The following is a 14,488-nucleotide window of genomic DNA, read 5'->3' as shown; positions in this document are numbered from 1 at the left end:
GGTATGGAGAGAATTATTCGCTGGCAAACGGATATATGCGTTGCAATATAAGGGCGGTGATATGGAGGATTTTGCTGTTGGCGTGAATTTGTGAGGAAGGTAACAAGACGCTGTACCCGCAACCGCGGGTACAGCGAGAAAACACTTAGTGCGCTTTCACCGTTTTGGCATTTTTCTGTTTCACCATATAGCCCACGCCGAGGATCGCAATCCACACCGGGATGAGGTAGACGGAAATCGCCATGCCTGGCGTGATGAGCATGATGACCAGCACGGCCGCCATGAACAGCAGGCAAACCCAGTTCCCCAGCGGATAGAGCAGGGCAGGGAAGCGCGTGGTTACGCCCTGCTGCTGCTTGGCGCGGCGGAACTTGATGTGCGCGAGGCTAATCATCGCCCAGTTGATCACCAGCGCGGAAACCACCAACGCCATCAGCAGGCCGAAGGCCGATTCCGGTGCCAGGTAGTTAATCAGAACGCAAAGCGCCGTCACGACCGCCGACACGATAATGGTGTTAACCGGTACGCCACGTTTATCAACGGTAAGCAGCGCTTTCGGTGCGTTGCCCTGTTGCGCCAGGCCGAACAGCATACGGCTGTTGCAGTAAACGCAGCTGTTATAAACAGAGAGCGCGGCGGTCAGCACTACGACGTTAAGCGCGTTGGCCACGAAGGTGTCGCCCAGCTCGTGGAAGATCAGCACAAACGGGCTGGTATCCGCCGTGACGCGTGTCCATGGCAGCAGGGAGAGCAGGACCGCCAGGGAGCCCACGTAGAAGATCAGAATACGGTAGATAACCTGATTTGTGGCTTTCGGGATGCTCTGCTCCGGGTTGTCGGCTTCCGCGGCGGTGATGCCCACCAGCTCCAGACCGCCGAAGGAGAACATAATGATCGCCATCATCATTACCAGGCCGGTCATGCCGTGCGGCAGGAACCCGCCCTGTTCCCAGAGGTTGCGCACGGTTGCCTGCGGGCCACCGTTGCCGCTGAAGAGCAACCAGCCGCCAAAAATGATCATCGCTACAACGGCAATTACTTTGATAATGGCGAACCAGAACTCCATTTCCCCAAACACTTTCACGTTGGTCAGGTTAATGGCGTTGATCAGCACGAAGAAGACTGCCGCAGACGCCCAGGTGGGGATCTCCGGGTACCAGAATTGAATGTATTTACCGACGGCGGTGAGTTCCGCCATAGCAACCAGCACGTAAAGAACCCAGTAGTTCCATCCAGAGGCGAAGCCCGCAAAGCTGCCCCAGTATTTATAGGCAAAGTGGCTAAAAGAGCCTGCAACCGGCTCCTCAACGACCATTTCCCCTAACTGGCGCATAATCAAAAACGCAATGAAACCTGCAATCGCGTAACCCAGAATGATGCCCGGACCGGCCGACTGGATAACGGACGCACTGCCCAGAAACAGGCCAGTACCAATAGCACCGCCCAGGGCGATGAGCTGAATATGGCGGTTTTTAAGACCGCGCTTTAGCTGATCGCCATGCTGTTGAGCTTCCATTTGAAACCTCGTGTGTGGTTGTTATGTTCACGCTGTGCGTGTGTAATTATGAAAGTCCATATTCTGTATTTATTTCTTTACGGTTAACGATACCGAAAAAAGCGGAGATGGCTTCCGTTAGCGCCAGAATAGTGGTAAGTGCCAGCGAATGCACCTGCTTTATGAAGGACTGATGACGACTTGAATAAAAAGAAACCAATTGTAAATCGGTACGTTAACCCCTCATACCCCAACCTATAGAATAGAAATGCGTCATAAGTGGGCGAATTTTCATATTTTGCCTTGTTGAATCGCTTCAGATTGCAAAAGCCCTCGTTTCAATATGGTTAAAACTGCCCCTTTGGGAGTAACCATTTCATTTGTGCAAAGTTACATTCCTGAAACGTTAGTTCTGTAAGGTTGTTAAAATGTGCCGGGTTTCCTGATTTCAATCAAAACCAATATGGACAGAAGGTGAATACTTTGTTACTTTAGCGATACGAACATGAAATTGGTAAGACCAATTGACTCCGGGCAAAAAGGCGTAAGACAGGGAATATGGCCTACAGCAAAATTCGCCAACCAAAACTTTCCGATGTGATTGAGCAGCAGCTGGAGTTTTTGATTCTCGAAGGGACACTGCGCCCGGGCGAGAAACTCCCGCCAGAACGCGAGCTGGCAAAACAGTTCGACGTTTCACGCCCCTCTCTGCGTGAGGCGATTCAACGTCTCGAAGCAAAGGGCCTGTTGCTCCGTCGTCAGGGTGGCGGAACCTTTGTGCAAAACAGCCTGTGGCAGAGCTTCAGCGACCCGCTGGTAGAACTTCTCTCTGACCACCCAGAATCCCAGTTTGATCTGCTTGAGACCCGTCACGCGCTGGAAGGTATCGCGGCCTATTACGCTGCCCTTCGCAGCACTGATGAAGACCGCGTACGTATTCGCGAGCTGCATCAGGCCATTGAACGGGCACAGCAGTCCGGCGACTTAGACGCCGAATCCAGCGCCGTTGTCCAGTATCAAATTGCCGTCACCGAAGCAGCGCACAACGTGGTGCTCCTCCATCTGCTACGCTGCATGGAGCCCATGCTGGCCCAGAACGTTCGTCAGAATTTTGAATTGTTGTATGCCCGTCGGGAGATGCTCCCGCTGGTAAGCAACCATCGCACCCGAGTATTCGAGGCGATAATGGCCGGGGAACCGGAGCAGGCGCGTGAAGCGTCGCACCGCCATCTGGCTTTCATTGAGGAAATCTTGCTGGACCGCAGCCGTGAACAATCGCGTCGCGAGCGTTCATTGCGCCGCATACAGCAACGAAAGGATTAAGCGCCAGGTACTTTTAGAGCGCGGCAACTAAACGCAGAACCTGTCTTATTGTGTTCTTAACCGAGAGCACAATGGGACAGGTTCCAGACAAATCAACGTATTAGATAGATAAGGAATACCCCCATGTCAGAACGTCTCCAAAATGACGTGGATCCGATCGAAACTCGCGACTGGCTACAGGCGATCGAATCGGTCATCCGTGAAGAAGGTGTTGAGCGTGCTCAGTATCTGATTGATCAGCTGCTTTCAGAAGCGCGCAAAGGCGGCGTGAAAGTGGCTTCAGGTGCAGGGGCTAGCAACTACGTAAACACGATTGCCGTCGAAGACGAACCGGAATACCCGGGCAATCTGGATCTGGAACGCCGTATCCGTTCTGCTATCCGCTGGAACGCTATCATGACCGTTCTGCGCGCATCCAAGAAAGATCTGGAACTGGGTGGCCACATGGCGTCCTTCCAGTCCTCTGCGACCGTTTACGAAGTGTGCTTCAACCACTTCTTCCGTGCAGCCAACGAGAAAGACGGCGGCGATCTGGTGTACTTCCAGGGCCACATCTCTCCGGGCATCTATGCACGTGCCTTCCTGGAAGGTCGTCTGACTGAAGAGCAGATGAACAACTTCCGTCAGGAAGTTCACGGTAAGGGTCTGTCTTCTTATCCGCACCCTAAACTGATGCCTGAGTTCTGGCAGTTCCCGACCGTATCTATGGGTCTGGGTCCAATTGGTGCAATCTATCAGGCTAAATTCCTGAAGTACCTGGAACACCGTGGTCTGAAAGACACCTCTGAGCAGACCGTTTACGCCTTCCTGGGCGACGGTGAAATGGATGAGCCAGAATCTAAAGGCGCGATCACCATCGCGACCCGTGAGAAGCTGGACAACCTGTGCTTCATCATCAACTGTAACCTGCAACGTCTGGATGGTCCGGTAACCGGTAACGGCAAGATCATTAACGAACTGGAAGGCATCTTCGCGGGTGCAGGCTGGAACGTGATCAAAGTCATGTGGGGCGGTCGTTGGGATGAGCTGCTGCGTAAAGACACCAGCGGTAAACTGATCCAGCTGATGAACGAAACCGTTGACGGCGACTACCAGACCTTCAAATCCAAAGACGGTGCCTACGTTCGTGAGCACTTCTTCGGCAAATATCCTGAAACCGCAGCCCTGGTTGCAGACTGGACTGACGAGCAGATCTGGGCGCTGAACCGCGGTGGTCACGATCCGAAGAAAGTTTACGCTGCACTGAAAAAAGCGCAGGAAACCAAAGGTAAAGCGACTGTGATCCTGGCCCACACCATCAAAGGTTACGGCATGGGTGATACCGCAGAAGGTAAAAACATCGCTCACCAGGTTAAGAAAATGAACATGGACGGCGTGCGTTATATCCGCGACCGTTTCAACGTTCCAGTGACCGATGAGCAGGTAGAAAACCTGTCTTACATCACCTTCCCGGAAGGGTCTGAAGAGCACAAGTACCTGCACGAACGTCGTCAGGCGCTGAAAGGCTACCTGCCTGCTCGTCAGCCTAACTTCACCGAGAAGCTGGAACTGCCAGCCCTGGAAGACTTCTCTCAGCTGCTGGAAGAGCAGAACAAAGAGATCTCTACCACTATCGCTTTCGTTCGTGCCCTGAACGTGATGCTGAAGAACAAGTCAATCAAAGATCGTCTGGTTCCAATCATCGCCGACGAAGCGCGTACTTTCGGTATGGAAGGTCTGTTCCGTCAGATCGGTATCTACAGCCCGAACGGCCAGCAGTACACCCCGCAGGACCGTGAGCAGGTTGCATACTACAAAGAAGACGAGAAAGGTCAGATCCTGCAGGAAGGTATCAACGAGCTGGGCGCAGGCGCATCCTGGCTGGCTGCTGCGACCTCTTACAGCACCAACAACCTGCCGATGATCCCGTTCTACATCTACTACTCCATGTTCGGGTTCCAGCGTATCGGTGACCTGTGCTGGCAGGCCGGCGACCAGCAGGCTCGCGGCTTCCTGATTGGTGGTACTTCTGGTCGTACGACCCTGAACGGTGAAGGTCTGCAGCACGAAGATGGCCACAGCCACATTCAGTCTCTGACTATCCCTAACTGTATCTCTTACGACCCGTCTTACGCGTACGAAGTGGCAGTCATCATGCATGACGGTCTGCAGCGCATGTACGGTGAAGCGCAAGAGAACGTTTACTACTACATCACCACCCTGAACGAAAACTACCACATGCCGGCAATGCCAGCAGGTGCCGAGGAAGGTATCCGTAAAGGTATCTACAAACTCGAAACCATCGAAGGTAGCAAAGGTAAAGTTCAGCTGCTGGGTTCCGGTTCTATCCTGCGTCACGTTCGTGAAGCAGCGCAGATCCTGGCGAAAGACTACGGTGTGGGTTCCGATGTGTACTCTGTGACCTCCTTCACTGAACTGGCGCGTGATGGCCAGGATTGTGAGCGCTGGAACATGCTGCACCCAATGGAAGCCCCACGCGTTCCGTACATCGCTCAGGTGATGAACGACGCGCCAGCGGTGGCGTCTACTGACTATATGAAACTGTTCGCTGAGCAGGTTCGTACTTACGTTCCAGCTGATGATTATCGCGTACTGGGTACTGACGGCTTCGGTCGTTCTGACAGCCGCGAAAACCTGCGTCACCACTTCGAAGTTGATGCTTCCTACGTGGTAGTAGCAGCACTGGGCGAACTGGCTAAACGTGGCGAAATCGATAAGAAAGTGGTTGCGGACGCAATCACCAAATTCAACATCGATGCAGATAAAGTTAACCCGCGTCTGGCGTAAGAGGTAAAAGAATAATGGCTATCGAAATCAATGTACCGGACATCGGGGCTGATGAAGTTGAAATCACCGAGATCCTGGTCAAAGTAGGCGACAAAGTTGAAGCTGAACAGTCGCTGATCACCGTAGAAGGCGACAAAGCCTCTATGGAAGTCCCGTCTCCTCAGGCTGGCATCGTTAAAGAGATCAAAGTCTCTGTTGGCGATAAAACCGAGACTGGCAAACTGATCATGATTTTCGATTCCGCCGACGGTGCAGCAGCTGCTGCACCTGCGCAGGAAGAGAAGAAAGAAGCCGCTCCTGCTGCTGCTCCAGCAGCGGCCGCGGCAGCGAAAGAAGTAAATGTGCCTGACATCGGCGGTGACGAAGTTGAAGTTACCGAAATCCTGGTGAAAGTGGGCGACACCGTTGCGGCTGAGCAGTCACTGATCACCGTAGAAGGCGACAAAGCCTCTATGGAAGTGCCAGCACCGTTCGCCGGTACCGTTAAAGAGATCAAGATCAACACCGGCGACAAAGTGTCTACCGGCTCGCTGATCATGGTCTTCGAAGTGGCGGGTGCAGCATCTGCCGCTGCGCCTGCTCAGGCTGCTGCTCCGGCTCCGGCGGCTGCACCAGCGGCTGCTGGCGGCGCGAAAGACGTTAACGTACCGGATATCGGCGGTGACGAAGTTGAAGTGACCGAAGTGATGGTGAAAGTGGGCGACAAAGTTGCCGCTGAACAGTCACTGATCACCGTTGAAGGCGACAAAGCTTCTATGGAAGTGCCTGCGCCGTTCGCCGGTACCGTTAAAGAGATCAAAATCAGCACCGGCGACAAAGTGTCTACCGGCTCTCTGATCATGGTCTTCGAAGTGGAAGGCGCAGCGCCTGCCGCCGCTCCGGCTGCCGCGGTTGCTCCGGCACCTGCTGCTGCACCGGCTCAGGCTGCTAAACCTGCTGCTGCCCCTGCTGCTAAAGCAGAAAAATCTGAGTTCGCTGAAAACGACGCTTACGTCCACGCGACTCCACTGATTCGTCGCCTGGCGCGCGAATTCGGTGTGAACCTGGCGAAAGTGAAGGGCACCGGCCGTAAAGGTCGTATCCTGCGCGAAGACGTTCAGGCTTACGTGAAAGACGCGGTGAAACGCGCCGAAGCTGCACCTGCGGCAGCAGCTGGCGGCGGTATCCCGGGCATGCTGCCATGGCCGAAAGTGGACTTCAGCAAGTTCGGTGAAATCGAAGAAGTGGAGCTGGGCCGTATCCAGAAAATCTCTGGTGCTAACCTGAGCCGTAACTGGGTGATGATCCCGCACGTTACGCACTTCGATAAGACCGATATCACCGATCTGGAAGCGTTCCGTAAACAGCAGAACGCCGAAGCTGAGAAGCGTAAGCTGGACGTGAAGTTCACCCCAGTGGTCTTTATCATGAAGGCCGTTGCCGCTGCCCTTGAGCAGATGCCACGCTTCAACAGCTCCCTGTCCGAAGACGGCCAGAAGCTGACGCTGAAGAAATACATCAACATCGGTGTTGCGGTTGATACGCCAAATGGTCTGGTGGTTCCGGTCTTCAAAGACGTGAACAAGAAGAGCATTACCGAGCTGTCCCGTGAACTGACCACCATCTCCAAAAAAGCGCGTGATGGTAAGCTGACTGCCGGCGAAATGCAGGGCGGCTGCTTCACTATCTCCAGCATCGGCGGCCTGGGTACCACCCACTTCGCGCCGATTGTAAACGCGCCGGAAGTGGCTATCCTCGGTGTGTCCAAGTCCGCGATGGAGCCGGTGTGGAATGGCAAAGAGTTCGTGCCGCGTCTGATGATGCCAATCTCTCTGTCCTTCGACCACCGCGTAATCGACGGGGCTGATGGTGCGCGTTTCATCACCATCATTAACAACACCCTGAGCGACATTCGCCGCCTGGTGATGTAATCGAAAAGCCGGCCAGTCGGCCGGCTTTTTTCTGATAATCTCATGGGGTTTTTGAGGTTATTGGTGAAAGCGATAATTCGTGAGCCGTTTGTTGTTTCAAAATTGTTAACAATTTTGTAAAATACGGGCGGATAGAACGACCCGGTGGACGACGGGTATACATTAAGAGGTCATGATGAGCACAGAAATCAAAACTCAGGTCGTAGTACTTGGGGCAGGCCCGGCAGGTTACTCCGCAGCATTTCGCGCCGCGGATTTAGGTCTGGAAACCGTCATCGTAGAACGTTACAGCACCCTCGGCGGTGTTTGTCTGAACGTCGGCTGTATCCCTTCTAAAGCGCTGCTGCACGTAGCGAAAGTTATCGAAGAAGCCAAAGCGCTGGCTGAACACGGTATCGTCTTCGGCGAGCCGAAAACCGATATCGACAAAATTCGTACCTGGAAAGAGAAAGTTATCACTCAGCTGACCGGCGGTCTGGCGGGTATGGCCAAAGGCCGTAAAGTGAAAGTGGTAAACGGTCTGGGTAAATTCACCGGTGCGAACACCCTGGAAGTGGAAGGCGAAAACGGCAAAACCGTGATCAACTTCGACAACGCGATCATCGCGGCAGGCTCTCGCCCAATCGAACTGCCATTCATTCCACATGAAGATCCACGCGTGTGGGATTCCACCGATGCGCTGGAGCTGAAAACCGTTCCTAAGCGTCTGCTGGTTATGGGCGGCGGTATCATCGGTCTGGAAATGGGTACTGTGTACCATGCGCTGGGTTCAGAGATCGACGTGGTTGAAATGTTCGACCAGGTAATCCCGGCAGCCGACAAAGATATCGTTAAAGTCTTCACCAAACGCATCAGCAAGAAATTCAACCTGATGCTGGAAACCAAAGTGACTGCCGTTGAAGCGAAAGAAGACGGTATTTACGTTTCCATGGAAGGCAAAAAAGCCCCATCCGAACCACAGCGTTACGACGCCGTACTGGTGGCTATTGGCCGTGTGCCGAACGGTAAAAACCTCGACGCGGGCAAAGCTGGCGTGGAAGTGGACGACCGTGGCTTCATCCGCGTTGACAAACAGCTGCGTACCAACGTGCCGCACATCTTTGCTATCGGCGATATCGTCGGTCAGCCAATGCTGGCGCACAAAGGTGTTCACGAAGGTCATGTTGCCGCTGAAGTTATCGCCGGCATGAAGCATTACTTCGATCCGAAAGTGATCCCATCTATCGCGTATACCGAGCCAGAAGTTGCATGGGTTGGTCTGACTGAGAAAGAAGCGAAAGAGAAAGGCATCAGCTACGAAACTGCCACCTTCCCGTGGGCTGCTTCTGGCCGTGCTATCGCGTCCGACTGCGCAGACGGTATGACCAAACTGATCTTCGACAAAGAAACTCACCGCGTCATCGGTGGTGCGATTGTCGGTACCAACGGCGGCGAGCTGCTGGGTGAAATCGGTCTGGCTATCGAAATGGGCTGCGACGCAGAAGACATCGCGCTGACCATCCACGCACACCCGACTCTGCATGAGTCCGTGGGCCTGGCGGCAGAAGTGTTTGAAGGTAGCATTACTGACCTGCCAAACGCGAAAGCGAAGAAGAAATAAGTTTCTTCAGATGAAAAAAGCGGCCTCAGGCCGCTTTTTTTATGCGCTGCGTTCAGGGTGTGACAGGCTGCCAGGTCTTATCCGGCTGGTATTCACTAAGAGCCTGCGCTTTCTGCGCCGAATCGTTGCCGAGATCTGCCTGATAAACCGCGTCATCCTGGTTAATTACAAAGCTCATTACCCCCGTCTGACCGTAGTTCACCGGCCAGGCGACCATGGCAAAGCCATTTTTATCCGGCAGGATGCGGAATCGGTAACCATGGTAACCCGCCCCCGACTGTGGAGGACTGAACGCCGGACCCAGTGGGCTGGGCGTTTCACCGGGAGCGACGGGCCAGTACAGTCCATCCTTTTTACCTTCAGAACTGACTATCTTCTGCGCGTACTTTTGGTTCATCGCAAAATAGCTCTGCTGGGCATCAACATAGGCGTGAAGCGCTTCGATGGCTGCGAGTTCGTTGCGCCCGATTTCGCGGGTCAGGATCTCTTCTGCGGCTTCCTGCATATCAAACTGCCAGCCAGATGCCGTTTTGACCACCGGGATCGGTAGCTGCCAGCCGTTATCGCCCACCACCAGGTGCGCCACGTTGCCACTGATGACGGTTTTATGATGAACGTTCCAGTCGCGCAGGAAGCGATCGACCGCTTCGGGATCAACGCCTTCGGGCGGCAGGAAATCGCGCCAGTTTTCACCGAGCAAATTGTTCATCGCACTTTCGTTTTGCTCGCTGATGGCGCTTGCCAGCGCACTGGTCGCCTGTTCTGGCGAACTGAACGATTGCTGTGCCATGACGGCCGCCGAGACCATGAACAACACCTTTCCACTGAGTAATTGACGTTTCATGTCGGCTCCCTTAACGATGACGGAATTCATGGCGTTCAGCGCGTTCGCCAGTGAGCTGGCGCGGCTGATGTTGACGAGTAGCGAGCTGCCGGCTTTGCGCCCCGCGCTGCTGCTGCGCCTGCCAGTTCGCGGAGCGGCTGTCGTTGCCGCTCAGGGCATTGGCCCGATGCAGCCTGGCTGGCTGCTGTACCGTCTGTGAAACCCGCTTCTCCTGTCTGTGCATGTCAGTCTGATGATGTTCACGCTGCGGCGTGCTCGTCCGTTTTACGGCCTGTGGCCTGGTGTCATATCCACGATAGTTATTTCGCTGCGAGATCTGCTTCAACTGTTGCGTTGAGGCCAGACGTTGAGCATCCCGCGTGGCTGTATGTACTGAGTGTGGGAGGGTTTTACCCGTTGATTGTTCCATCTGGCTGAGAGCGGCCTGGCGCTGGCTGTCGCGATTGACTGGTTTTTGCTGCGTCGCGCTTAGCCCGGTGGCTGTATGTGTAGAGTGGAAGCGGTTAGCCAGCTGGTTATTCGGGTAAGGCACGCCTTCACGATAGGCAGGATTGTGCTGCCAGGTGTGGTTATTACCGTTCAGGTGCTGCCCGCTGATTCTGTTGAAATTATCCACGTTGATATTGATGTTGTTATCACCGTTGCGGTTATAACCGCCGTGATTGTCCCAGTCATCATCGTGATGATGGTGATCCCAGTCGTCGTCATCCCAGTCAATATTGCTGAAAATGGCGTAGGTTGTAGCGACCCCGAGGCTAAAACCTAATCCTTTAACCAGACTGTCAGTGAATTGCTCGCCGGGTGAAGGCGGAAGATAGACCGGCGGGTAAGCGGTGTTAGGCCAGGTACCATAAACCGTATTCGGGTTATACGTGGGAACATACACTACCTGCGGATCGGCGGATTCAATCTTGATCACCGTTGGGCTGGTAGGCGTTGCGGTTGTCGTGGTTTTTGTCGATGCAGGTTTCGTGACGGTGGTGACCGTCTGCTGCGGTGTGGATTGCAGCGCACCCGTTTGTTGGGCCAGCAGGCGCAGCCGCTGTACGGAATCCATCACATCTTTCGGCTGTGCAAGGAAGGCGTCTCCCAGATTTTGTACCCATGGCGGATTTTCGCCCATCAACGACATCAGCTGAGGAAACGCAACCAGGGATTTTACGCTGGGATCCCACGGCTGGGTGGCTACCGCCTGCAGGGCGGCATCACCCTGCATTTTAGGATTGTCTTTCGACCACTGCGCGGCCTGAATAACATTTGACGGGTAGGTCGACGCCATCAAGATTTGCGACAGCAGGGCATCCGGGTAAAGCGCGACAGGGGCAACCCATTGGTCGATTTGCGCCGCAGTGTAGACCGGGGCAGCGACGGGCGCAGGCTGGGCTACCGGTGCGCCAGGTTGTTGTGTAACCGGAGCAGGCGTAGCAGGTTCCGTTGCGCGGCTTTTAACGTACATGACACCCGAGGCGGCAAACAGCCCCGCACTGCAAAGCAGAACAAGAAGATGTGGTTTAAAAGGCAACTTCATAGATTGACTCCAACGAGACGAGTGCAGTGCCGTGAGGCGTTGCTGTTGCCGCGAGTATCATTCACTCGTGTTTTACAGTTTTGACTATTGTTGGGAAACCAACCGGAGCGTCCGGATAAAGAGTGTGAGTATTTATTACACAATTATATCGGATAGCTGAAAAGGCGACGGGAAAGAGGACAAGATTCGCCTCGTCTCCCCGCTACACCATGCTTAACGATTCAGCAAATAATTTAATGTTGCTTTTTTGTAAACAGATTAACACTGTGCAGAAATCCTGCTATGCTGCCCGACGCGGTATCGGGCATTTACCCTACAAACTGCTGTCTCACAGGAGCGTGAAGAGAACGCCCGCCGCATATGACAATGAGAGCGAGGAGAACCGTCGTGCTAGAAGAATACCGTAAGCACGTAGCAGAACGTGCCGCCGAGGGAATTGTACCCAAACCTTTAGATGCAACCCAAATGGCCGCGCTCGTCGAGCTGCTGAAGAACCCGCCTGAGGGCGAAGAAGAATTCCTGTTAGATCTGCTGATCAACCGCGTACCGCCTGGCGTAGATGAAGCTGCCTACGTAAAAGCCGGATTCCTTGCTGCTATCGCCAAAGGCGAAGCCACCTCCCCACTGGTTACTCCTGAAAAAGCCATTGAACTGCTCGGCACCATGCAGGGCGGCTATAACATTCATCCGCTGATTGACGCGCTGGACAACGAAAAGCTGGCACCGATTGCTGCCAAAGCGCTCTCTTCAACGCTGCTGATGTTCGATAACTTCTACGATGTAGAAGAAAAAGCCAAAGCAGGCAACGTTTACGCGAAGCAGGTGATGCAGTCCTGGGCCGATGCCGAATGGTTCCTGAACCGCCCTGCGCTTGCTGAAAAAATTACCGTGACCGTCTTTAAGGTTACCGGTGAAACCAACACCGATGACCTCTCTCCGGCTCCGGACGCGTGGTCTCGTCCTGATATCCCCCTGCACGCCCTGGCGATGCTGAAAAACGCCCGTGAAGGCATCGAGCCGGATCAGCCGGGTAGCGTTGGCCCGATTAAACAGATCGAAGCGCTTCAGGAGAAAGGTTTCCCGCTGGCCTACGTCGGTGATGTGGTTGGTACCGGTTCTTCCCGTAAATCCGCCACCAACTCCGTGCTGTGGTTCATGGGCGACGACATTCCGCACGTGCCGAACAAGCGCGGCGGCGGCCTGTGCCTCGGCGGCAAAATTGCGCCAATCTTCTTCAACACCATGGAAGATGCGGGCGCTCTGCCAATTGAAGTGGACGTGAGCAACCTGAACATGGGCGACGTGATTGACGTTTACCCGTATAAAGGCGAAGTGCGCAACCACGAAACCAACGAACTGTTGGCAAGCTTCGAGCTGAAAACCGACGTGCTGATCGACGAAGTGCGTGCCGGTGGCCGTATTCCGCTGATCATTGGCCGTGGCCTGACCACCAAGGCGCGTGAAGCGCTGGGTCTGCCGCACAGTGACGTGTTCCGTCAGGCGAAAGACGTGGCGGAAAGCAATCGCGGCTTCTCGCTGGCACAGAAAATGGTCGGTCGCGCCTGCGGCGTCGCCGGTATCCGTCCTGGCGCGTACTGCGAGCCGAAAATGACCTCCGTGGGCTCTCAGGACACCACCGGTCCAATGACCCGTGATGAACTGAAAGACCTGGCGTGCCTGGGCTTCTCATCTGACCTGGTCATGCAGTCCTTCTGCCACACTGCGGCATATCCGAAGCCGGTTGACGTCACTACGCACCACACGCTGCCTGACTTCATTATGAACCGTGGCGGTGTCTCCCTGCGTCCGGGCGACGGCGTTATCCACTCCTGGCTGAACCGCATGCTGCTGCCGGATACCGTGGGTACCGGCGGTGACTCTCATACCCGTTTCCCGATTGGTATCTCCTTCCCTGCGGGCTCCGGTCTGGTGGCGTTTGCCGCAGCGACCGGCGTGATGCCTCTCGACATGCCTGAATCCGTGCTGGTGCGCTTCAAAGGCAAAATGCAGCCGGGCATCACTCTGCGCGATCTGGTGCACGCAATCCCGCTGTATGCCATCAAACAGGGTCTGCTGACCGTTGAGAAGAAGGGCAAGAAAAACATCTTCTCTGGCCGCATTCTGGAAATTGAAGGTCTGCCGGATCTGAAAGTTGAGCAGGCGTTCGAGCTGACCGATGCCTCTGCCGAGCGTTCTGCTGCGGGCTGTACCATCAAGCTGAACAAAGAGCCGATTATTGAGTATCTGACCTCCAACATCGTGCTGCTCAAGTGGATGATTGCGGAAGGCTACGGCGACCGCCGTACGCTGGAGCGTCGTATTCAGGGCATGGAAAAATGGCTGGCGGATCCGCAGCTGCTGGAAGCTGACGCTGACGCAGAGTACGCGGCGGTGATCGACATCGATCTGGCGGATATCAAAGAGCCAATCCTGTGTGCGCCAAACGATCCGGACGATGCGCGTCTGCTCTCTGACGTACAGGGCGATAAGATCGACGAAGTGTTCATCGGCTCTTGTATGACCAACATCGGCCACTTCCGTGCTGCCGGTAAGCTGCTGGATACTCACAAAGGCCAGCTGCCGACCCGTCTGTGGGTGGCGCCGCCAACCCGTATGGATGCGGCGCAGCTGACCGAAGAGGGCTACTACAGCGTGTTCGGTAAGAGCGGGGCGCGTATTGAAATTCCGGGCTGCTCCCTGTGTATGGGCAACCAGGCGCGCGTAGCCGACGGCGCGACGGTGGTCTCCACCTCGACCCGTAACTTCCCGAACCGTTTAGGTACCGGTGCGAACGTCTACCTGGCTTCTGCGGAGCTGGCAGCGGTTGCGGCGCTGATTGGCAAACTGCCAACGCCGGAAGAGTACCAGACCTTTGTGGCTCAGGTAGATAAGACGGCGGTGGATACCTATCGCTATCTGAACTTCGACCAGCTCTCTCAGTACACCGAGAAGGCTGACGGGGTGATCTTCCAGACGGCAGTATAAAAACCAACCCCTCACC

At 54.9% G+C, this 14,488-nt stretch carries 8 protein-coding genes; 5 read left to right on the top strand and 3 right to left on the bottom strand.

The genetic code is table 11. From position 1 onward, the window contains the following. Positions 1-145: 145 nt before the first annotated feature. Positions 146-1,516, bottom strand: a complete 1,371-nt coding sequence (gene aroP / locus AC4OVS_RS18460) for an aromatic amino acid transporter AroP (RefSeq protein ID WP_023299335.1) — start codon at positions 1,514-1,516, stop codon at positions 146-148. Positions 1,517-2,053: 537 nt separating this feature from the next. On the opposite strand from aroP, the gene pdhR reads away from it, so the two are divergent. From pdhR to lpdA, 4 genes are all read left to right on the top strand, one after another. Continuing rightward, positions 2,054-2,818: a pyruvate dehydrogenase complex transcriptional repressor PdhR gene (pdhR, locus tag AC4OVS_RS18455; RefSeq protein WP_006173806.1), complete on the top strand. Its 765-nt coding sequence runs from the start codon at positions 2,054-2,056 to the stop codon at positions 2,816-2,818. Positions 2,819-2,941: 123 nt separating this feature from the next. Next, a complete protein-coding gene (gene aceE, locus AC4OVS_RS18450; protein ID WP_337257910.1) occupies positions 2,942-5,605 on the top strand; it encodes a pyruvate dehydrogenase (acetyl-transferring), homodimeric type in 2,664 nt (887 codons plus the stop codon). Between the two features lie 14 nt (positions 5,606-5,619). After that, positions 5,620-7,515 (top strand): pyruvate dehydrogenase complex dihydrolipoyllysine-residue acetyltransferase, encoded by a 1,896-nt coding sequence (aceF, locus tag AC4OVS_RS18445; protein WP_491922618.1) that lies wholly within the window; start codon positions 5,620-5,622, stop codon positions 7,513-7,515. A 175-nt stretch (positions 7,516-7,690) separates the two neighbouring features. After that, on the top strand, positions 7,691-9,115 hold the full coding sequence (gene lpdA / locus AC4OVS_RS18440) for a dihydrolipoyl dehydrogenase (RefSeq protein ID WP_003856313.1): 1,425 nt from the start codon (positions 7,691-7,693) through the stop codon (positions 9,113-9,115). A gap of 52 nt (positions 9,116-9,167) precedes the next feature. Here lpdA and AC4OVS_RS18435 read toward each other — a convergent pair whose 3' ends face one another. Next, positions 9,168-9,959, bottom strand: a complete 792-nt coding sequence (locus AC4OVS_RS18435; RefSeq protein WP_491922617.1) for a DUF2950 family protein — start codon at positions 9,957-9,959, stop codon at positions 9,168-9,170. A 10-nt stretch (positions 9,960-9,969) separates the two neighbouring features. Beyond that, positions 9,970-11,487: a DUF3300 domain-containing protein gene (locus AC4OVS_RS18430; RefSeq protein WP_155025544.1), complete on the bottom strand. Its 1,518-nt coding sequence runs from the start codon at positions 11,485-11,487 to the stop codon at positions 9,970-9,972. A 387-nt stretch (positions 11,488-11,874) separates the two neighbouring features. Between AC4OVS_RS18430 and acnB the strand changes: the two genes are divergently transcribed. Next, positions 11,875-14,472: a bifunctional aconitate hydratase 2/2-methylisocitrate dehydratase gene (gene acnB, locus AC4OVS_RS18425; protein WP_022647068.1), complete on the top strand. Its 2,598-nt coding sequence runs from the start codon at positions 11,875-11,877 to the stop codon at positions 14,470-14,472. Positions 14,473-14,488 lie beyond the last annotated feature (16 nt).

Source organism: Enterobacter sp. 4974935, assembly GCF_058661735.1.
Note: the sequence above shows the minus strand (reverse complement) of the source record. Positions and strands in the feature narration are given on the sequence as shown.

Excerpts from the sequence above, each read along its gene's own strand:
- aroP (WP_023299335.1), bottom strand. The coding sequence starts at position 1,516 with ATGGAAGCTCAACAGCATGGCGATCAGCTAAAGCGCGGTCTTAAAAAC.
- pdhR (WP_006173806.1), top strand. The coding sequence starts at position 2,054 with ATGGCCTACAGCAAAATTCGCCAACCAAAACTTTCCGATGTGATTGAG.
- aceE (WP_337257910.1), top strand. The coding sequence starts at position 2,942 with ATGTCAGAACGTCTCCAAAATGACGTGGATCCGATCGAAACTCGCGAC.
- aceF (WP_491922618.1), top strand. The coding sequence starts at position 5,620 with ATGGCTATCGAAATCAATGTACCGGACATCGGGGCTGATGAAGTTGAA.
- lpdA (WP_003856313.1), top strand. The coding sequence starts at position 7,691 with ATGAGCACAGAAATCAAAACTCAGGTCGTAGTACTTGGGGCAGGCCCG.
- AC4OVS_RS18435 (WP_491922617.1), bottom strand. The coding sequence starts at position 9,959 with ATGAAACGTCAATTACTCAGTGGAAAGGTGTTGTTCATGGTCTCGGCG.
- AC4OVS_RS18430 (WP_155025544.1), bottom strand. The coding sequence starts at position 11,487 with ATGAAGTTGCCTTTTAAACCACATCTTCTTGTTCTGCTTTGCAGTGCG.